The organism is Pseudoalteromonas sp. GB56 (assembly GCF_054923835.1).
Window position 1 is genome coordinate 2,915,127 of record NZ_JBPCHK010000001.1, and the last position, 21,773, is coordinate 2,936,899.

The 21,773-nt window shown below is 45.7% G+C and carries 17 protein-coding genes and 1 pseudogene; 5 read left to right on the forward strand and 13 right to left on the reverse strand.

The genetic code is table 11. The features are described from left to right. Positions 1-14 precede the first annotated feature (14 nt). A complete protein-coding gene (locus ACH19P_RS13540; protein WP_347390579.1) occupies positions 15-449 on the forward strand; it encodes a DNA polymerase III subunit chi in 435 nt (144 codons plus the stop codon). 26 nt (positions 450-475) lie between these two features. Continuing rightward, positions 476-3,323, forward strand: a pseudogene (locus tag ACH19P_RS13545) (valine--tRNA ligase). Between the two features lie 279 nt (positions 3,324-3,602). On the opposite strand, the gene ACH19P_RS13550 reads toward ACH19P_RS13545, so the two are convergent. The 7 genes from ACH19P_RS13550 to ACH19P_RS13580 form a co-directional block, all read right to left on the reverse strand. Further along, positions 3,603-4,232: a hypothetical protein gene (locus ACH19P_RS13550; RefSeq protein WP_462159065.1), complete on the reverse strand. Its 630-nt coding sequence runs from the start codon at positions 4,230-4,232 to the stop codon at positions 3,603-3,605. Then, positions 4,225-4,698 (reverse strand): RNA polymerase sigma factor, encoded by a 474-nt coding sequence (locus ACH19P_RS13555; protein WP_462159067.1) that lies wholly within the window; start codon positions 4,696-4,698, stop codon positions 4,225-4,227. The genes ACH19P_RS13550 and ACH19P_RS13555 overlap by 8 nt, the downstream gene beginning before the upstream one ends. A 109-nt stretch (positions 4,699-4,807) precedes the next feature. Next, positions 4,808-5,383 carry a class I SAM-dependent methyltransferase gene (locus ACH19P_RS13560; RefSeq protein WP_462159069.1) on the reverse strand — a complete coding sequence of 192 codons (576 nt, stop codon included), beginning with the start codon at positions 5,381-5,383 and terminating at the stop codon, positions 4,808-4,810. 88 nt (positions 5,384-5,471) lie between these two features. Continuing rightward, positions 5,472-5,978 carry a MerR family transcriptional regulator gene (locus ACH19P_RS13565; protein ID WP_462159070.1) on the reverse strand — a complete coding sequence of 169 codons (507 nt, stop codon included), beginning with the start codon at positions 5,976-5,978 and terminating at the stop codon, positions 5,472-5,474. Positions 5,979-6,057: 79 nt separating this feature from the next. After that, positions 6,058-6,477 carry a DUF1801 domain-containing protein gene (locus tag ACH19P_RS13570; protein ID WP_462159071.1) on the reverse strand — a complete coding sequence of 140 codons (420 nt, stop codon included), beginning with the start codon at positions 6,475-6,477 and terminating at the stop codon, positions 6,058-6,060. 52 nt (positions 6,478-6,529) lie between these two features. Beyond that, positions 6,530-7,429: a sensor domain-containing diguanylate cyclase gene (locus ACH19P_RS13575; protein ID WP_462159361.1), complete on the reverse strand. Its 900-nt coding sequence runs from the start codon at positions 7,427-7,429 to the stop codon at positions 6,530-6,532. Between the two features lie 244 nt (positions 7,430-7,673). Continuing rightward, positions 7,674-8,933, reverse strand: a complete 1,260-nt coding sequence (locus ACH19P_RS13580) for an outer membrane protein transport protein (protein ID WP_462159073.1) — start codon at positions 8,931-8,933, stop codon at positions 7,674-7,676. 231 nt (positions 8,934-9,164) lie between these two features. Between ACH19P_RS13580 and ACH19P_RS13585 the strand changes: the two genes are divergently transcribed. After that, complete coding sequence (locus ACH19P_RS13585; RefSeq protein WP_462159075.1) at positions 9,165-9,416, forward strand: hypothetical protein; 252 nt, start codon at positions 9,165-9,167, stop codon at positions 9,414-9,416. Between the two features lie 30 nt (positions 9,417-9,446). On the opposite strand, the gene ACH19P_RS13590 is transcribed toward ACH19P_RS13585, so the two are convergent. The 3 genes from ACH19P_RS13590 to ACH19P_RS13600 form a co-directional block, all read right to left on the reverse strand. Next, positions 9,447-10,688 (reverse strand): HD-GYP domain-containing protein, encoded by a 1,242-nt coding sequence (locus ACH19P_RS13590; RefSeq protein ID WP_462159076.1) that lies wholly within the window; start codon positions 10,686-10,688, stop codon positions 9,447-9,449. An 89-nt stretch (positions 10,689-10,777) separates the two neighbouring features. Further along, entirely contained in the window at positions 10,778-11,113 is a 336-nt protein-coding gene (rraB, locus tag ACH19P_RS13595) for a ribonuclease E inhibitor RraB (RefSeq protein ID WP_462159077.1), read from the reverse strand. Further along, positions 11,114-11,818: a 1-acylglycerol-3-phosphate O-acyltransferase gene (locus ACH19P_RS13600; RefSeq protein ID WP_462159078.1), complete on the reverse strand. Its 705-nt coding sequence runs from the start codon at positions 11,816-11,818 to the stop codon at positions 11,114-11,116. A 322-nt stretch (positions 11,819-12,140) separates the two neighbouring features. Here ACH19P_RS13600 and katG point away from each other — a divergent pair, with 322 nt between their 5' ends. Together katG and ACH19P_RS13610 are read left to right on the forward strand one after the other, a co-directional pair. After that, positions 12,141-14,303 (forward strand): catalase/peroxidase HPI, encoded by a 2,163-nt coding sequence (gene katG / locus ACH19P_RS13605; protein ID WP_462159079.1) that lies wholly within the window; start codon positions 12,141-12,143, stop codon positions 14,301-14,303. Between the two features lie 476 nt (positions 14,304-14,779). After that, positions 14,780-17,350 (forward strand): TonB-dependent receptor plug domain-containing protein, encoded by a 2,571-nt coding sequence (locus ACH19P_RS13610; protein WP_462159080.1) that lies wholly within the window; start codon positions 14,780-14,782, stop codon positions 17,348-17,350. Between the two features lie 32 nt (positions 17,351-17,382). On the opposite strand, the gene ACH19P_RS13615 is transcribed toward ACH19P_RS13610, so the two are convergent. The 3 genes from ACH19P_RS13615 to parC all read right to left on the reverse strand — a co-directional run bounded on the left by ACH19P_RS13615 (position 17,383) and on the right by parC (position 21,772). Next, on the reverse strand, positions 17,383-18,000 hold the full coding sequence (locus ACH19P_RS13615) for a LysE/ArgO family amino acid transporter (protein ID WP_462159081.1): 618 nt from the start codon (positions 17,998-18,000) through the stop codon (positions 17,383-17,385). A gap of 21 nt (positions 18,001-18,021) precedes the next feature. Then, the gene (locus ACH19P_RS13620; RefSeq protein ID WP_462159083.1) at positions 18,022-19,299 is read right to left on the reverse strand and encodes a low temperature requirement protein A; all 1,278 of its coding nucleotides are present in this window, start codon (positions 19,297-19,299) and stop codon (positions 18,022-18,024) included. Between the two features lie 175 nt (positions 19,300-19,474). Then, positions 19,475-21,772, reverse strand: a complete 2,298-nt coding sequence (parC, locus tag ACH19P_RS13625; protein ID WP_462159084.1) for a DNA topoisomerase IV subunit A — start codon at positions 21,770-21,772, stop codon at positions 19,475-19,477. Position 21,773: the final 1 nt, after the last annotated feature.

Below are 21,773 nucleotides of genomic sequence, written 5' to 3' on the forward strand. Positions count from 1 at the left end.
GCGTAGAGGACGCAATGCACGCGTTATTTTACCTGCTAGAACATGCTGATGAGCCGGGCAATCAAGTGCCGGCTCATTTTGATCTTGGCGCTCGCCTTGCGGCTGAGCAATATCGCCAAGGCAAAAGAGTGTTTATTTTTGTTGATAATCGTGACGATGCACATCTGATCGACCAGCATTTATGGGCGTTTGACGCCGACAGCTTTGTGCCTCACAACCTTCAAGGCGAAGGTTCCCGAGGTGGTGCCGCCGTGGAGATTGGCCAAACGCCGCCAGTCGCCAAGCGCACTGTGCTAATTAATTTAGCGTCAACAGTGCCGGATTTCATCCGCCGCTTCGACACCATTTTAGATTTTGTGCCTGCCGATGAGCAGCGCAAACATGCGGCACGAGCAAAATACAAGCAGCTTCGCGACATTGGCGCGCAGCTAAGCACACAAAAAGTTTAGACAGAATTTAGTGAAGGTCCTGGGCAATGGATAAAACCTACAATCCGCAAGATATTGAACAATCTCTCTACCAAGAGTGGGAAGAAAACGGTTACTTTAAACCAAGTGGCGAAGGCGACTCGTACTCGATTATGATCCCGCCTCCAAACGTCACTGGTAGCCTACACATGGGCCACGCGTTCCAGGATACCATCATGGATACCCTAATCCGCTTCAAGCGTATGCAAGGCAACAACACGCTTTGGCAAGTGGGTACTGACCACGCAGGTATCGCAACACAAATGGTTGTAGAGCGTAAGCTTGCCGCTGAAGAAGGTAAAACACGCCACGACTTGGGCCGCGATGCATTCATCGATAAAATCTGGGAGTGGAAAGAGCAATCAGGTGGCACGATCACCAAGCAGCTTCGCCGCCTAGGTGCATCAGTGGATTGGGATCGTGAACGCTTCACCATGGACGAAGGTCTATCAGAAGCAGTAAAAGAAGTATTTGTTCGTCTTTACAAAGATGACCTAATCTACCGCGGTAAGCGCCTAGTTAACTGGGATCCAAAACTACACACGGCCATTTCAGACCTAGAAGTAGAAAACAAAGACAAGCAAGGCCACATGTGGAACTTGCGCTACCCGCTTGCCGACGGCGTTAAAACGCAAGACGGTAAAGACTACATCGTAGTTGCAACTACGCGCCCTGAAACTATGCTAGGCGACACAGGTGTTGCAGTAAACCCTGATGATGAGCGTTACCAAGACCTTATTGGTAAAGAAATTCTATTACCTATCGTTAATCGTCGTATTCCTATCGTTGCCGATGAGCATGCGGATATGGAAAAAGGCACAGGCTGTGTGAAAATCACTCCTGCGCACGACTTCAATGATAACGAAGTAGGTAAACGCCATCAATTGCCGATGATCAACGTATTCGATAAAGATGCGGCGATCTTAAGCGTTGGTGAAACCTTCACATTCGACGGTAAGCCACTTGAATTTGATGCGCCAATTCCAGAGCGTTTCCATGGTTTAGACCGCTTCGATGCACGTGCCAAAGTTGTGGAAGAGTTTGAGCAAGCTGGTTTGCTTGAGAAAATCGATGACCATAGCCTAACCGTACCTTACGGTGACCGCTCAGGTGTAGTTATTGAGCCACTACTGACCGACCAATGGTATGTGCGTGTTGCACCACTGGCTGAGCCTGCAATTAAAGCGGTTGAAGACGGTGATATCCAGTTCGTACCGAAGCAATACGAAAACATGTACTTTGCATGGATGCGTGATATCCAAGATTGGTGTATCTCGCGTCAGTTATGGTGGGGTCACCGCATTCCAGCTTGGTACGACAACGAAGGTAACGTGTACGTTGGCCGCGATGAAGCAGAAGTGCGCCGTGACGATAACCTAAGCGACGATGTCGCACTAAGCCAAGATGACGACGTACTTGATACGTGGTTCTCATCGGCATTGTGGACTTTCTCTACACTAGGCTGGCCAAACAACCTTGAAGACCTAAAAGTATTCCACCCGTCTAACGTGTTGGTCACCGGCTTTGACATCATCTTCTTCTGGGTTGCGCGCATGATCATGATGACCATGCACTTCATCAAAGACGAAGACGGCAAAGCACAAGTACCATTCAAAACCGTGTATGTGACTGGCCTTATCCGAGATGAGAACGGCGACAAGATGTCGAAGTCTAAAGGTAACGTCCTAGACCCACTCGACATGATTGACGGTATCGACCTTGAAAGCCTTGTGACTAAGCGTACTGGCAACATGATGCAGCCACAGCTGGCGAAGAAGATTGAGAAGAACACCCGTAAGACATTCGCCGATGGTATTGAACCACACGGTACAGATGCGTTGCGCTTTACCCTTGCGGCAATGGCATCAACAGGCCGTGATATCAACTGGGATATGAACCGTCTTGAAGGTTACCGTAACTTCTGTAACAAGCTTTGGAACGCTAGCCGCTACGTGCTAATGAATACAGAAGAGCAAGATTGTGGCTTCAATGATGCACAGCGTGAATACTCGCTTGCAGATCGTTGGATCCAAGGTCAATTCCAGCAAACAGTGAAAACCTTCACTGAGCACTTGGACAACTACCGTTTCGACCTTGCTGCTAATACGATTTACGAGTTCACTTGGAACCAATTCTGTGACTGGTACCTAGAGCTGACTAAACCAGTATTATTCAAAGGTAACGAAGTACAGCAACGTGGCACACGTCATACGCTTATCACTGTATTGGAAGGCCTACTTCGCCTCATGCACCCGTTGATGCCTTACATCACAGAAACAATCTGGAAGCGTGTAGCACCGATTGCGGGTATTGAAGCTAACACCATCATGCTGCAAGCGTTCCCGCACTTTGATGAGAGCAAAGTCGATGCCACCGCAATGGCTGATCTTTGAATGGGTAAAACAATTCATCGTCGCTATTCGTAACATCCGTGGTGAAATGGACATTAGCCCAAGCAAGCCACTGAATGTGCTTCTTGCTCATGCCGGTGATGAAGATATTCGTCGTCTGGAGCAAAACCGTAACTTCCTAAGCTCGCTTGCTAAGCTAGAAGAAGTAACAGTGCTTGCCAGCGCGGATGAAGCACCTGCATGTGCAACGGCGATGGTTGGCAAACTTGAAATCATGATCCCAATGGCAGGCTTGATTGATGTTGAAGCTGAACTTGCTCGTATCGCCAAGCAACTTGATAAAGCGCAAAAAGGTTTAGAGCAGGTGGAGAAAAAGCTTGCGAATGAAAAGTTCGTAAGCAACGCACCTGAAGCGGTGCTTGAAAAAGAAAAGTCTAAGCTTGCTGAATTCAGTGACGCGAAAGCGAAACTACTTGAGCAAAAAGCAAAAATCGAAAGCTTGTAATAAAGCCATTTGATGACACTAAAAAACGCGAGCCTGGCTCGCGTTTTTTATTAGTACTTATCGTTTAATACCAATCCGCTTAAGGATGTGACCCTACATTACGACAAAGCTATGGCGTGCTAGTAAGGCGGAAATTTTTGTATGTAGTTATTCTCGGCTTTGACTCCTGCGCCGCTCTACCACCTACATCCATGTAGGCGTACAGAGAAAGATTTCAACGCAATTAGCGCGTCATTGAACTCGCTAGATTGACCAGATATTTATGCGGGTTGGTATAAGTCAGTGCAATGGTTTAAGCTCGTCAATCAGCGCATCTAATTTACGAAGCTCTGAGCCATAAAACACGTTCACTTCTTTTAAGTAAAGTGCCCGAGCAGAAACGGCAATGAGTAATGTTGAAATCCCACCAAAAATAAGTACTTCGAGAGGTAACCCTATATAAACAGGCGAACCATCCGCGATTAAGTCATTTAAAAAATACACCCCCCCAGTACTCGAGAAAAACTCAACGAGCAATGCGACGTACAGACCTGGGTAGATGACTCTGTAAATGTTGCCATAGTGTCTTTTCGCGCGTTCCATATAGGCTCGATAACCTTGAAGGTAGTCGTAGCAAGACATTGCTTTATCCAGCTCGGATAACTCCTTGATTTGGGCCCGACCTAATAAAAACACACCGAAGAAGGTGAAACCCAGTGCCAACGCGAGATAAAACATACCGAACAAAGGCAATAAGCAAAATGATAAAATTGCCCCTAACCCCATCCATTTGTTGTTGAGCTGATATTTAATACATAACTGATGTAATAAATCCTGTGACTCAGATTCTTTGCGATGCAAATACTCGGATAACGTACTTTGTTCTTCGTAACTTGCTTGCTGCCAAATCTCTTCGATGCTTTTAGTCATTTTTATCAAGCTCCTTTGCCACATTATCTTTTAAGCGTTTCACCCTCACAGCAAGACTGTTAGCATTTCCCCCTACCACGGCGGCGATTTCCTCGTATGAAAACCCCTCTAGATACATTACCAATAATGCCCTATCCACTTGCTGCAGTTTTCTTAGCCCCTTATAAAGAAGGTCTAAAGCCTCAATACTGTGCGAGACTTGATGTTCTCCTAAATCTATCTCATCAAGTTGTGATGTTTGCTTCTTATCACGGTTAAACGTTAAACATACATTCAGTGCAACTCGGTAAATCCACGTGCTCCAGCTTGCCTCACCTTTGAAGTTTTTGTGGCTAATGAATACTTGTAAGCAAACTTCCTGCATCAAGTCGTCTAAATCAGCTTGATTGTCACTGTAGGCGCGGCAAAGCTTGAACAAAATGCTTAGGTAGGGTTCAATTTTCAGACTGTAAAAATATTCGGGCATAGCGCGTTTTTATTGGTGTTTTTATAGTTAGTAGCAACAGAATGTAAAATCTTACATTCTGTTTTGAAAAAAGCTCGACACACCCAAGCGGCTTCTCTTTGATTTACTATCAATCAGATTTCATCAATACAAACATGTGATAACCAAATTCACTCGCATACTCAGTGCAAATAGTGATTTCTCGCTTAATTGCTTTTAGCGCTGCTGAATCGGGCATGCTCGGCTCTAGTGCCATTACGCGTTCACGCAAAGGGCCATAATAGCTTTGCCAAGCATGCTCGCTCTGAGGAAAGTGAGCAACCAAACGGTATCCTAACTGTTGCACCTGTGCAATACGCTCATCAACACTCACCATATCTGGGTACTCGCGTTGCCAAAAATCGATCGCTTCCTCACTGGCTGAGTCGCTTTGCCATACAAGGTCGCTAATCACAAGGTAACCATCATTCTGCAGCAAGGGACGCCACTGACGCAGCGCCTTTTCAACACCCATGATATACGCACTGCCTTCAGACCAAATCAGTTCAACACTGCCTTGAGCTATAGGTAGCTCAGTCATACTCGCACATAGGGTTTCTAGCCTGTTTGCCATCGAAAGCTGTTCGAATCGGCTGCACAGAGCATCTAAAGCCGCCTGCTCGTTGTCTACTGCAAGAATTGCAGCCTCAGTATGATTAGCAAGCACTTCGGTTGCTAAACCTTTGCCACAGCCAACTTCTAAAATACGCTGCGTATGCTCAGGTACAAATGCTAATGCCTTTTTGGTATCGGCTTCACTGCCGGGTGCCCAGCGTTCGAGTGCCGAAGACTGTCATAAAGTCAGCCATATATTGTTCATGTTCATTCATATCTTTTGATAACCATTTCAAGCGCAGCGCTTCTTTTTCGCTGAAGCCCTGCGTTATTAACCAATCTAAATGCGCATCGGGCGCGCTGCACTCCAATTCTTGGTGCCAATGCGTAAGGTCGCCTTGACCTAACATTGCACTGAGTAGCGCATGCGCCTGCTGCTTTTGCTTTATTTCTTCATCAAGGGTAATGAGCCGACTTTGCAACAACTGCTTGTCTATTTTGGCATCAAGACACGCTTTGCATTCCTTGAGCGTAAGTCCGCCAGCATGTAGCTGAAGAACCAAACGCATTCGCTGCAGGTCTTTGTCGCTGTATATGCGGTAACCATTGTCCAATCGAACACCCGATATCAGTTGCAGCTTTTCATAATGCAACACGGCGGTGCGAGATAGCCCTAACGCAGCTGCAAATTCAGAGATTTTATACATGCGTTGCCCATGTATGATTGAAGATGGTTAAGTACTTTAAAGTGTAAGGCAGTAGACAGGTCAAGTGAAATAGTGGTGGCTATTCACATTTGTATCGCTTGTGCATATCAGCGACAACGTTTCTCAGTAGACTTTCTAATTTATCCAAATCGATATCACTGAGCTTATTGATATAGAGACACGACTTAGCATGCTTTGTCTTCCCTAATGCCGCGACTTCCTCATTAAAATGCTCAAATCCCTGCATGATGTACAAAGAAAGGTTGCTTTTGCGTGGAGAAAACCCGGTCATCAGCCATGTATACTCGCCCTTAGAGTTAGAATAGCTATAGCGACCAAAGCCAATAATGGAATCCCCCCACATTACGGCTTCACGCCCTGTCACCTTAATAAACAAATCAAGCAATACAAGTGCATCCGCCTTTCTAACAGGGTGTTCGATGGTTTCGAGAAATGTAATTACATCAGCATCATTTGGTCGCGTTTTAAGTTCACTCAAAGTCGTACTCACAAAACAATTTGGTTAATTGTAATTTCTAATTACTTTATATCTAGCCCAGTGCAGATTTTACGATATGCATTTGCTTCTGTGCCTCGGCGATAATGTCATCGGCACTTTGCTGTTCACCAAGAAACACCGTAACCCCAGCATGTGCAATTCCAGTATAGGTAACACCTTGAATTACATATTCTCGGACGATAGCCGATTTGATTTTATCCGCTATATCAACAACGCTTTCTCGCGCTTTATGCTGATTAGGGTTTAAGCCCTCGACTAAGACAGCGAATTCTCCATTACCCAAACTAGCAATACTGTCTGCTTCACGCATTATTTGACGTAAGCGTTCAGCCACTTCAATAAGGTAGGCGTCGCCTGCAGCGTGACCAAAATCGTAGGCGATCGTCTTAAACTTGTCAGTGTTGATATAGATCACCCCACCGGAACTTTGGTAACGCTTACTCAATTGCAAAGCATGGGTTAATCTATCGAAGAAATAGCGACGATTTAACAAACCTGTGAGAGGATCAGTGGAAGCAGCGTGTTTTAATAGCTCTTCTAAATTTCTTCTTTTCGTAATGTCGGTAGATACGCCGAGAATACCCACTATTTTTTCAGGTTCAGCAACACTGTATAAAGGTGTTTTGACTTCCCAATATACCGCTTCCCTACCATCAGGATAAGAAACGGTTACTTCCTCCTTGGTGCGCTCTCCCAATAATACTTGTGAGTCAGAATCGCGAATATTTTTGACCGTATCAGCAGGAAAGAAATCGTGGTCGCCAAATTGTTCTAACGTATCTTCAGTGCACCCAAACAAATCAAGTGTTTGTTTGTTAGCATAAACATATAAAGAGTGTTCATTTTTGATGTATACGTATGCTGGTACATTATCAAGCGCAAATTTGAGTTGCGCTATTTGCGCAGCAAGTTTGATCCGGCTTTTCCTCATCCACAACTATCAGCTCCTAGCAAATACTTTGATTTTGATAGTGAACCATAATGTGCAATTCCTCAAGGTGAGGCCGTGAAACAATGTAATCCATAGCCAACAAGTTGGGAGTTGAGAAGCAGGTGATCTTGGGTTGTTCGGCGCTTGATAAGACAAGTTGAAACCTGTCTTTATTTCATCCACAAAAAAGCCAAGCAAAATGCAGGCATTGAGCTTGGCTTTCAACGCTTATAATAGCTGGCTATTAAAAGCTGTAGTTATATTGTGCACCGAATAAGTATGCATTACCTTCTGACTCAAAACCCCACTGTTGTTGGAAGTTATCGCCTTCAACAAAGTTTTGTGTCTTACCACGAAGAATACTTGCACCTAGGTCTACACTTGATACGTCATCTAGCTGCCACTCGGCACCGAACGACAACCAAAAACGATCTGTGTCTGGGATAGAAATCGAAAGGTGCTGTTGTGATACCGGTGATTCATCAAAAGCGATACCTGCACGCAGTTTCCATTGCTCATTTAGCTGATAGTCACCGCCCACTGATACACGAATTGCATCTGAGAAATCTTCAGTTTTTGAGAATACGGGTGTTTCACTCACTGGCACGAATGCTTCCAATTTATCGAAGCTGCTCCAGCCAGTCCAAAGCACACTGTAGTGTAAACCATACTCTTTCGTTAACTGGTGTGAACCAGAGAACTCAGCGATAGCAGGAAGCGTTAGCTCTAATGTACCAGGAAGAGTCTGACCTTCAAGACCACCTAACGCTGCTGGTAATTGATTGCTGTATTCACCATCAAATGTTAGGTCAGTTTCACTGCGGTAGTGGAAACCAAAACGGTTGTGTGCATCAAGGGTGAAAGCCACACCCGCATTCCAACCAAACCCTGAATCATCGCCTTCAAGATGCGCAGCTTGCAAACTATTAGGAGCACCAAATGGATTTGCACCTAATGTACGTATTACTTTCGCATCTGCATAAACGTGGTTTAAACCAAGAGCAACCGTCCATGCATCATTTAACTGATAAGAAACAGACACATTTGAGTTAATAGTTACAATTTCTGTTTCACCGGCGATTTGGCCCGCAGCATAGTCACCGTTAAACTCAGTTGCTAAACCAAAGTTTGAAAACACACCAAAGCCAACATTCACTTGCTCGTTTACAGGCATAGTGAAATAACCGGCAGGGATCACTGCACTTGGCGCAATGCTGCTGTCGTTTAACACGCTAGCATCAAGACCATTGTTTGTGCTTTCACCCTCTAAGCTTACATCTGGCAATACATAAATTGCCGCAACTGACAGCTGTGCTTTATCGAATTGTGACATAAGGGCTGGGTTACGAGCGACGACTGACGCGTCATCAGCAACTGCAGCTTCACCCGCATACGCACGGCCAAGACCTGAAACATTTTGTTCCGCTAGTTGGAAGGCAGCGGCAAAAGATTCTGTTGATAGTAGCGCCAATGATGCCGCTAGTAGTGTCTTTTTGAATTGCATACTTCAATCTCATTGTTGTCTTTTTTAACCTGCATACACTAGCCTATTTAATGCTAAAAAGCTGTTAATTATGGTTAACAACGCGTAATTTAAGCGCAAAGTTGCGTAATTTTTAGTTAAAAACACAACTGGTATGTCCTCACCACACCCACTTGATAATAATTCTTATTAGCATTGACTAACCAAATCATCCCTTTAAACTAACCACATATCTAATTAAGGGAATAACGCATGTTAATAACGATTTTACTCATTATGGTCGCATTGCTGTTTTGTGCGATGGGTGCGTTCTGGTTTTTAAAAGCGAATTACTGTGCGTGTCATCGTCAAGGACAATGTGACAATCCCGTAACACACTATTGGTTGGCAGCGATGCTTTGCCAAATGGTCAGCTTTGCAAGTTGTTGCATCGCGTTGCATACCGCTTACGGCACTTTTCTATGGATGGTATTAATCACAAGTTGTATGGGGGGAGTGATCTAGGAGCGAAGCTCAGCAATAAACAAACGTGTACTAAGGCAACAAATGTTCTTTTAGTAGGCGAGATAAATTAAGTTCGAACTCGGCTCCTTGCGTGCTACCGACAATTTTAACATCGTCCTTGCTCACACTTAAGTCCACATCTTTGGCAGTAATGTGATGTCTGTGCAGGGTGTTATAAAATACGCGAACCTTGGGCTTTATCGGATTATCTTCATTTCCCTGCACCACCATTGCCAGTCGCTCGTTGGTTAGGCGCACTAAGGTACCAACAGGATGAATTCCCACACACTTAATAAAACGTTGCACTAACGCTTGGTCAAACGCACTCTTTTGCGATAGCAAAAAGCGCAGAGCAACTAACGACTCCTCACCTTTTTTATAAGGTTTGTCAGCTATCATGGCTGAATACACATCAACGATGTTGAGAATTCGCGCTTCGCGAGAGAGTTTATCTCCATCAATCCCACGTGGATAACCACTGCCATCAATTCGCTCATGATGATTGACTATCATCTCCAGCATCATGTTGGTAATGTGCTTTTGACCTTTTAGCATACCAAGGCCCAGCGCAACATGGCGGCGTACTGCCTTGAGCTCAAGGTCCGTTAGTTTCCCTGGCTTGGTCAATATACCCTGAGGCACTTTTGCCAGACCAATATCATGCAACAACGCAGCTAAAGCCATCTGCCTGACTTTATTAATCTCATACCCTAAATAGCGAGAGAAAATTGCGGTGAGAATGGCGCAATTGAGCATGTGGCGCCAAGTATAACTCTGCTTATCGCGCAACAAAGTCAGCGCGGCCATCGCATCTGGATTGCGAAACACCGAATCAACGATAGCATCAGCAACCTCACTCAACAGCTCCATATTGACTTGCATACCCGATGTCAATTCATGATACATCGTGCGCAATTTCACCATACTTTGCTCATAACAGGTATTCGCTATGAGAAATTCTTGTTCTAAAGTGGCCTGCGCTAAGTCTCGATTACTTAATTTTGGTTTCGCTGCTACACCTTGTTCTAACGATGTAGTGTGCTCTTTATTAGTTTGTTTTGCAGGTTGCAAATGCCGCGGGATGGGTACATCACTTTGAGAAAAGTCAATGATCAGTTCCTCAACCCCTTCTTTAACTAGGCGTTGAATGATAGCTGGTTCGCGGACCATACCACGCGTTTTGATTTTGATTGATGCACCTTGAGATTGCCTATTTACCCGTTCAACAAACATACCGGGCTTTAACTCACTAATAGGTAAGGAGATCAACATAAGAAGAAGTGTACAGAAACTAAAAAATGAAGTTGGAAATTACCATTAACTAGTAATAAAAGTCTAGAAAAGGTGGTTAAAACCACCCTTTAGTCTTGGAAGTAAGTACCCCAACCGTCATATTCAACGTTATTTTGCTCAGCAATAGACACTAACTTATCAACGTCTTCAATGATTGCCTCAGCGTTTAATTCACATTCAACAACGACGTCAAAGCCCCAGATTGTGCCGCCCTCTTCCAGCTCTAACTCTGCTGGTTCCTCAACATCATAACCAAGCTTGAACGCAGCCAGCGCCGCATTTTCCAATGCCGCAAAGTCTTCACATACGAAATGATGCTCAACTTCATACAGTAATTCAGGGTTTGAACCGTCTTCTAATAACGACTCAACAATCTCTTCGCTTATCTCGCGCCAGTTTTCCATCTAGGTTCTCTCATTCAATTGCGCCAACGTTTCATTCATAACTTCATGAAAGTGATCGGCATACTGACGGGCACTCATAGAAGCATCAAGCAATTGTGGCGCTAACATTTTGATGTAAATAGTACCATTATCCCACCGATTTAGCTTAATGCATTTATTCGTATCGCTCATAATTACGGGAATTACAGGTATGTTGGCATTTATCGCGGTATGAAATGCCCCCGTTTTAAACGGAAGCAGACCACGGCCGTAGCTTCGCGTACCCTCAGGAAACATCCATAACGACAAGCCACCTTGCTTGAGCTTTTCGGTCGTTTTATTGATGGTCGCCATGGCTTTTTTACGATTCGCACGGTCGATCAAAATATTGCCCGATAACCAATATAGTTGACCAAAAAACGGGATCCACTTCAGGCTCTTTTTACCAAGGCTGACTGTATTTCGCTGCAGTGCACCCGGTAGGAAGAAAATATCGTAATTGTTTTGATGGTTGGCTATATAAACGGCTGGTTCACCACTGACAATCGCTGGGTCTTTTTCAATAACAACTTTGACCCCCCACAAAGGTGACATGCGAGCATACCAACTACCAATCACGCGCACGTTGTCGCCATGAAAAGGTCGCACAATACACAGTACAAACCCTGCAAGAAAACTAAATGGTATAAATACTGCGACTACTAATAAACGTAACAATGCCAGCACAACAAACTCTCCACATCGACAATGCAGGGCATTATACATAGGCATGTTGGTTTTAGCGAACACTTGTAAGCTACGGTACTAATGCGCCCAAAAAACATATCGAATCGAGTGCATATAGGAAAAAATTACCAAATTAGGACTCTCCTGTCTCGGTAAAAAAATCGATGATAGACATCGATTTAATTTCCCTAAATTGGGCATAAAAATTCATTTTAATAGGCTACACTTTGGTTAAATAAAATACTTCATCTAAGAAAGTTGTTGGATGTGACTAATTCTTTTGACCTAGAGTCAACACTTTTGACCTATCAAGGAGCACATAATGGCAAAATGCCCAATCATGCACGGTGGCCTAACCAAAACAGAAAAGTCCAATACAGACTGGTGGCCAAACACCCTTAATCTCGACATTCTCCATCAACACGATACCAAGTCGAATCCATACGGCAACGAATTTAATTACGCCGAAGAATTTAAGAAAATCGACCTTGAAGAACTGAAATCCGATTTAAAAAATTTAATGACCGACAGCCAGCCTTGGTGGCCGGCAGATTGGGGTCACTATGGTGGCTTAATGATTCGTATGGCGTGGCATGCAGCCGGATCATATCGTATCGCGGACGGTCGTGGCGGCGGTGGCACAGGTAACCAACGATTTGCCCCACTAAACTCATGGCCAGACAATGCCAACTTGGACAAAGCCCGTCGCCTATTGTGGCCGATTAAGAAAAAATATGGCAATCGCTTGTCTTGGGCCGACTTGATGATTCTAGCAGGCAACATGGCTTATGAATCAATGGGATTAAAAACCTTTGGCTTTGCCGGTGGTCGTGAAGACATTTGGCATCCAGAGAAAGACGTCTATTGGGGGGCTGAAAAAGAATGGCTAGCACCCAGTGACGAGCGCTATGAAAGCGTTGATAAGCCAAACACGATGGAAAACCCTCTCGCTGCCGTGCAGATGGGTCTCATTTACGTCAACCCCGAAGGTGTCAATGGCAATCCTGATCCTCTAAAAACAGCACAGCAAGTTCGCGAAACGTTTGCGCGTATGGCGATGAATGATGAAGAAACCGCTGCATTAACGGTCGGTGGTCACACTGTTGGTAAAACCCATGGTAATGGTGATGCTGATTTATTAGGCCCTGAGCCAGAAGCCGCAGACATTAGTGAGCAAGGGTTGGGCTGGAACAACCACCAAAAACGCGGAGTTGGACGTGATACGGTGACATCGGGCATTGAAGGCGCGTGGACCACTTACCCAACAAAATGGGACAACGGCTATTGTCATTTGCTGCTGAGCTATGAGTGGGAATTGAAAAAGAGCCCTGCAGGTGCATGGCAGTGGGAACCTATCGACATCAAAGAAGAAGACAAACCTGTTGATGTTGAAGACCCAAGCATTCGTCACAACCCAATTATGACTGATGCCGATATGGCCATGAAGATGGATCCGAGCTATCGCCAAATCATTGAGCGTTTCCAGCAAGATTTTGACTACTTTTCAGATGTCTTTGCTCGCGCTTGGTTTAAGCTCACTCACCGTGATTTAGGACCAAAAGCACGTTACATGGGTGCGGATGTGCCTAATGAAGATCTCATTTGGCAAGACCCTATCCCTAAGGTGAACTACATTCTCAGCAACAAAGAGATTGAGGATTTAAAAGCAAAACTGCTGAACTGCGGTATTGCCCCTGCGGAGCTCATCAATACAGCTTGGGACAGTGCGCGTACTTATCGCGGTTCTGACCATCGTGGTGGCGCGAATGGTGCCCGAATTCGTTTAGCACCGCAAAAGGATTGGCAAGGTAATGAACCAGAACGTTTAAATCGCGTGCTATCCGCCATTGGCAAAGTGCAAAAAGAACTGAGCAAACCTATCAGTATGGCTGATTTGATTGTGCTCGGTGGCAGCGCCGCAGTAGAACAAGCTGCGCGCGATGCCGGTGTGTCCATCACAGTGCCCTTCTCACCAGGTCGCGGGGACGCAACAGCCGAAATGACAGACGCGGAGTCATTTGCACCACTGGAACCTCTTGCAGATGGCTACCGCAATTGGTTGAAGCAAGAATACGCGGTATCTGCTGAAGAGATGTTACTTGATAGAACGCAGCTTATGGGCTTAACAGCACCAGAGATGACTGTTCTGGTCGGTGGCATGCGAGTGTTAGGCACCAACCACGGCGGCAGTAAACACGGTGTGTTTACCAATCGTGAGGGACAACTCACCACCGATTTCTTTGTCAATCTAACTGACATGGCCTATCGCTGGGAGCCTAACGGCGATGGTACTTACAACATTGTTGAGCGTGATTCAGGCAACACAAAATGGACTGCTACGCGCGTAGATTTGGTATTTGGCTCCAATTCAATTCTCAGAGCCTATGCCGAGTTCTATGCACAAGATGACAATAACCACCGCTTTGTTCATGACTTTGTAAAGGCATGGGTAAAAGTAATGGACGCTGACAGGTTTGACTTGTAAGCAAGATGAAACCATGCACTAAGCCGGAACCATAAATGTTCCGGCTTTTTTATGTACTGCATAATTCACGTCCACGCTATATCTGTAATACACCTTGAATAGCGCATAACTTAATCGAATAAGAAATTTAGCTTCTCGCACTGGATTTATGGACTCATTTCGTGTACAAACACTACATGCTCGTGCTTAGAAAATTAGATTGTTTAATCTAATAACTACAATAAACAATAACTTTCTAAATAAACCTTTCTCTTGATGCGTAAATCAGGGATGAAAACGTCATTCTAGTCGGCAGTGTTACTTGCACCAAATTCGCTACCTGACCGTTCTTATGAATTACACCGCTAAGCACCCAAAACAAAATTCTGTGCCTTGGTTGTTACCTATAACAACCGAGCACTAACTTTTTGGGCTTACCCACAACGCCTGTGCGGTCAGCTTATTCGTCGTCATAATAATCATTAGGAAAGCAATATATGAAATCGACAGATTCTTATTTCCCCATATTGAAGCGTTCTACAATCGCAGTCGCTGCGGTATGTGGCTCGTTACTTTCAGTCAGCCAAGTAGTAATTGCTGAAGAAAATGCCGGCGCTCAGGACGCCAATATCGAAACAATTAGCGTCGTGGGTTCGCGCCGTATCGGCCGTACAATTAGTGACTCTCCCGTGCCTATCGACGTGATTGATGCAGCATCGATTCAAGCGACAGGTTTGACTGAAACCAACATGATCCTCAATACCTTGCTGCCAAGCTTCAACTTCCCTCAGCCTTCGATTACCGACGGTACTGACCACGTCCGTCCTGCACAGCTACGTGGTCTTGCACCGGACCACACTCTGGTGCTGGTAAACGGTAAGCGTCGCCACACCAGCGCATTATTGAATGTCAACGGCTCAGCAGGTCGTGGGTCATCAGCGGTAGATTTGAATGCAATCCCTGCCAATGCCATTAAGCGCATTGAAGTATTACGTGACGGTGCAGCTGCGCAATATGGTTCTGATGCCATTGCAGGCGTCATTAACATCGTGCTTAAAGACAATGATGAAGGCGGTGAGCTATCAGCTACTTATGGCGCAAACGTCACAAAAATGGACGGCGTGCCTGATTTAAAAAGCGTGAGCACCGATGCTAACGGTGATCTTGCCTTCACCACTGGTGGGGATCGCAAACGTACAGACGGTCAAACACTTACTGTACGCGCCAATACGGGATTTGCGTGGGGTGATGATGGGTTTGTTGCTGTGGCAGCCGAGTATCGTGACCGCAACGCGTCAAATCGCGCAGACTTCGACCCGCGCGAGAACTATGCGCGCCAAGAAGATGGCAGCATCGACCCACGTGAGCTAACCGTCAATCGTTATAATCACATCTTTGGTAACGGCGCTGTTGAAGATATGGCGCTGTTCGTAAACGCCGGTAAATCTATCAACAATGACCTAGAATTCTATGCCACTGCAGGCATGAGCAGCCGTGATTCTGAGGGCTCAGGTTTCTATCGCCGCGCGTCAGACTCGCGCAACATTTTGGCGATTTACCCAGACGGCTTCCTACCCGCTATCACCACTGACATTAAAGACCAATCACTAGTAACCGGTCTAAAAGGTGTGTATGGAGAGTGGAATTATGACGTGTCATTTAACTATGGTGGCAACGAACTTGAGTACGGTGTCGTCAACACACTGAATACCTCGCTAGGCCCAACAAGCCAAACGGAATTTGATGCTGGTGCGTTAGAATACGACCAATACATTCTTAACTTCGATGCCTCGCGCTTAATCACCGTTGATGCCTTCGCCAGCGATATGAACCTTGCATTTGGTCTTGAGTTTCGTGAAGAAAATTACAAAATCACCGCCGGTGAAGAGAATTCGTACATTCAAGGTACCTTTGGTCCTGGTGGCACAGAGACCGACCCGGTTGATGGCCCATTCGGTGCAGCAGGTGCACAGGTATTCCCTGGTTTTACGCCAGAATCGGCAGGTGACAACGACCGAAATAACTGGAGTGCCTATATCGATTTGGAAGCGGATGTGACAGATATCTGGAACGTTGCGATTGCAGGTCGCTACGAAGACTACTCTGATTTTGGCAGTACGTTTAACTGGAAATGGTCAAACCGTGTCACTGTAACGGATGATTTTGCACTACGAGGCTCTATTTCAACTGGCTTCCGTGCGCCATCATTACAACAACAATACTTTACCTCTATCTCGACGGTATTTGTCGACGGCGTGCCAACAGAAACAGGCACCTTTGCACCTTCTAGTGACGTTGCCCAAGCGCTAGGTAGCCCAGGTCTGGATGCGGAAGAGTCTGAAAACTACAGCCTCGGTTTCACATACTCACCCACTGCCGACTTTAACTTGGCCATCGACTTCTACCGTATCGATATAGACGACCGCATCGTGTTATCGAATAACCTGTCCGGTGATGCGATTGAAGCACTACTCGCAGGCACAGGCGCAACACGTGCTCGCTTTTTCTTGAACGCGATAAACTCACGTACCGAAGGTGTTGATGTCGTGACGTCATATACGCTGCGCACCAACGACTACGGCAGTGTGTTATTCAACGCGGGTTTAAACTTTAACGACAATGAAGTCACTGACATTTTGCCACCACCTGACGTGCTACAAGGCGCCGGATTTGACCAAGATAACTTGTTCTCTGACGTGGAACTTCGCCGCTTTGAAGTGGGTTCACCAAAGAGCAAAATCAACTTAAGTGCGAGCTGGAGCTATGATGCTTATAACGTCACCCTACGCACAACACGCTATGGTGAAACGCAAGACCCCAGCTCAATCGCTGAGCGTAACGAGGTCATACCTGCAGAGTGGATCACTGATTTAGACACTAAGATGATGCTCACGGATAATTTCGATGTATCCCTCGGTGTGAACAATCTATTTGATGTATACCCTAAGCCTACGCGTGAGCTAGTGGATGATGTAACGACTTTCTCGAACATCTTCCCGTACTCAGGCTTCTCACCTTACGGCTTCTCAGGCCGATATGTGTACGGTAAAATTAGCTATACCTTTTAGTAAAAAAGCCCCAGCACATGCTGGGGCTTTTCCTAAATAAGCTCATTAATGAGCATGGCAGCTATTACAAACATCATGAATGCAACGGCTATATCTATCCCTTGTCGCACTTTCACTTTTGACAATAGCGGCGCTAATTTGGCAGCCCCAACAGAAAGCGAATAAAACCACACGAATGACGCAGCAATTGTGCCCACTGCAAATGAAGTGCGATCGAGCCCTTCAAATTGCCCACCGATGGATCCCAATATCACTACGGTATCCAAGTACAAGTGCGGGTTTAGTACGGTAACCGCTATGGCTCCGAGCGCTACAGCGGTCATGCTACGCATGGCAATTGCTGTATTTTGAGATTGCGGTTCGGCTCTAGAAAATGCACTTTTCAACGACACCAGTCCATAAAAGGTTAAGAAGACAATCCCTGCTACTGTGATTCCAGTAAGCAAAGTTGCATTGCTTGCTACCAACGCGCCCCCGCCAAAAATGCCTAGCGAAATAAAGAACACATCCAACAAAGAACAGATTGTCGCTGTTGTTAAATGATGATTGCGATTGATCCCTTGATTCAACACATACGCATTTTGCGCGCCGATGGGAATGATCATACTTAAGCCAAGGCCAAAACCCTGAAGCATCAACAAAAAGTTCAACTCAGTAATCCTACAATTCTTTTAATTATCATCAACACAGACAGCTATATTTGTATCTGCCTCCTTTTCTTCTTGTTCACGCTCTTCCGCAGACAGTGTTCGATAAGCCCGCGTGACAGGAATAATAATCTGTAAAAACAATGCCGAGCCCCATACTAAATTACCCACAATAGCTGGCACATAAGGAATTATTAATAGAGTAACAAGGGCAAGGAACACCCCCAAAAGTTGCACGCTTGTAGTCGCAAAGCGGTGCGCCACGCGCGGTTCAATTATGTGTTTTATCCACAATAGTCCGAGCAAATAGCTAGCAAGGCCAATGCAACCAATCACACCGTACTTATATGGGTAAGGGTCTAGGAATCCAACTTTTACCTCGCCAGCCAAGGCAACCCCCATCATAACCGCGGAAGCCATGACAATGAGATGTGCCAGCCACCAACTAACCATACTTTTCTTAGAGGTGTCTTTAGGTTTGCCATTGCCGACAAAATCAAAATAAATCCAACAGGTCACAAATACGGCAATTCCACCGATTATGAAGTTGAACAACACACTGGGAGAGACCTTATAAATACCTTTTTCTGAGAGTGTAATTACCAATTTGAAAAAGCCTTCGCCAACAACAATAAGCAGTAACAGTGAGAAACGCTCAGCCATGTGACCCATGCGAGGAATAAAACGAGGGCTTTCCAACACTCCCAACTTTGGCAACATATAAGACAGTTGAATACACACTACGCCCGCAGCAAATAACCAATAGCTGTATGGCGCTGGCAGGAATGCACTGATGGCAAACACCACGCCCAATATTAAAAAGTTATGGCAAGCTCTATCCGCTAAGCAGGTTTCTTCTACACCTAAACGTTTGGTACGGTAGTACAAATAAGCGGTAATTAATCGATTAGCGGCGTAGGCCAACGCGAAATATACCCAGCCTTTCGCATGTATTGATGGAATTGATGCCGCCATCACCATAGATGTGACTATCTGCATTGCCATTATCAAACGGTGATTTATATCTGTGCTGACGTATAAAGAGTTAAATACACTAGAATCTCCCCAGGCATACCAAATTGCAGTAAATAGTCCCAGAAAGACAAAAAAGCCTTGTGGGCTTAGGTGGTCACTTAAGTAGTTGCCAAGGAGAAATATAATGACAACGTGGATGAGGTCATAAAATAGCTCGACCCAGTGCACGTGGTCATGAGCATGTTTAAGATCTTGATGATGTTGTGGCAAACGCCACATCGGATGTTTTTCTAAGGCCATAGTAATTCGAGCTCTGATTGTTGCCATCAGTTGGCGTGTTTTTTCAAGTATGGAACAACGAGCAAAATTCGCTGTAGACCACCTGCACATTTAACTATGTACCCAATAACAAAACAATCAAAGGCTTAAATTTATTATTTATTCAGGCGCAGTAACTTATTTTATTCTCAGCTCATAGCAAAAGAGGGCTGGCGCCCTCTTTTTATTCTTCTGTAGCTTCTACCACTTCGGGTTCAGGTGTACTCCCTGAAAGCTCCACTTCGCAGCCATCAACACGCTGCAAACCGCGCGGTAACTTATTACCACGACGACCACGCTCACCATGATAGTGCTCTAGATCGCTCGGCTTTAATGTCAGCTTACGCTTACCCGCGAGCAAAGTAACACTGGCGCCGTCTGGTACAACTGCAAGCAATTTCACATATTCCTCACGCGCTTGGACCTTGGCACTTGGAATAGAGATGATCTTATTGCCTTTGCCTTTCGCTAATTTAGGTAAATCACGCAGTGGGAACAACAGCATCCGCCCTTCGCTTGATATCGACATACAGTAGTCAGTCGCAATATCATTCACAGCAATTGGCTGCATTAACAAGCCGCCTTTTGGCAAGCTCACTAATGCCTTACCGTTTTTGTTCTTGCTCACTAGGTCATTGAATTCAGCGACGAAGCCATAACCCGCATCACTGGCCATTAATAACATTTGTTCATTATCGGCCATGACTGCATATTCAAGGCTCGCACCTGCGGCAATGTTGAAACGACCAGACATAGGCTCACCTTGGCTTCGAGCCGACGGTAAACTATGTGCATCGGTGGCAAACGCACGACCGCTTGAGTCTAGGAACACGGCAGGTTGGTTACTGCGGCCTTTGGCACTGGCTTTGAACTTATCACCCGCACGGTAACTGAGGCCTTCAGAGTCAACATCATGACCTTTGGCAACACGCGCCCAGCCTTTTTCTGAGAGCACAACAGTGACAGATTCAGATGGGATCAGATCTTTCTCGCTCAGCGCTTTCGCTTCTTCACGCTCAACAACAGGAGAGCTTCGGTCATCACCGTACATTTCGGCCGCTTCTTGAATCTCTTTTTTCATCAAGGTCGACATACGGCGCTCTGAACCCAACGTCATTTCAAGCTTGTCGCGCTCTTTGGCAAGTTCATCCTGCTCGCCGCGAATTTTAATTTCTTCTAACTTAGCTAAGTGACGAAGTTTTAAATCTAAAATAGCTTCTGCTTGGGTTTCCGTTAAACCGAAACGTTCCATCAATACAGGCTTAGGCTCATCCTCATTACGGATGATGGCAATCACCTCGTCGATGTTGAGGAAGGCGACCATCAAGCCTTCTAAGATGTGTAAACGCGCCAGCACTTTGTCTAGGCGGTACTGTAAACGGCGACGCACGGTATCACGACGGAACACTAACCATTCATTCAAGATACTGTGTAAATCTTTCACTTGTGGTCGACCATCAAGGCCAATCATGTTCAAGTTTACGCGGTAGTTCTTTTCCAAATCTGTGGTCGCAAACAAGTGCGCCATTAACGGCTCGACTTTGATGCGATTTGAGCGCGGAATAATCACGATACGCGTGGGGTTTTCGTGGTCAGATTCATCACGTAAATCAGCCACCATAGGCAGTTTTTTTGCTGTCATTTGGCTGGCGATTTGCTCGAGCACCTTGGCACCTGAGCACTGGTGCGGCAACGCAGTGATCACCACCTCGCCTTGCTCAACATGGTATTTAGCGCGCATTTTCAGCGAGCCTCGACCTGTGGTGTAAATCTTCTCGATATCCGCTTTTGGCGTAATAATTTCCGCTTCAGTTGGGTAATCTGGCGCTTTAACTATCTCTAGTAGTTCTTGAAGTTCAGTTTTAGGTTTGTCCAGCAACAAACAACATGCTTCGGCCAATTCGCGCACGTTGTGCGGTGGAATGTCCGTTGCCATACCTACGGCAATACCGGTTACGCCATTGAGTAGGATATGCGGTAAACGCGCGGGTAACACCTGCGGCTCTTTCATCGTACCGTCGAAGTTAGGTGTCCAATCAACTGTACCTTGACCGAGTTCCTTGAGCAGAACTTCAGAGAACTTCGACAAACGAGCTTCGGTATAACGCATCGCCGCAAACGATTTAGGGTCATCCGCAGCACCCCAGTTACCCTGACCATCCACCAGCGGGTAGCGGTAAGAAAATGGTTGTGCCATGAGCACCATGGCTTCATAACAGGCACTGTCACCATGCGGGTGATATTTACCGAGCACGTCACCTACGGTACGCGCAGATTTCTTGTATTTTGCCGCAGCCGATAGACCCAGCTCACTCATGGCATACACAATACGGCGCTGAACTGGCTTCAAACCATCACCAATGTGCGGTAGCGCGCGGTCCATAATCACGTACATGGAATAGTTTAGATAGGCGTCTTCAGTGAAGCGCCCCATAGTAAGCTGTTCTATGCCTTGTTGCGACAAGGTCGTTGTTTGTGTCATT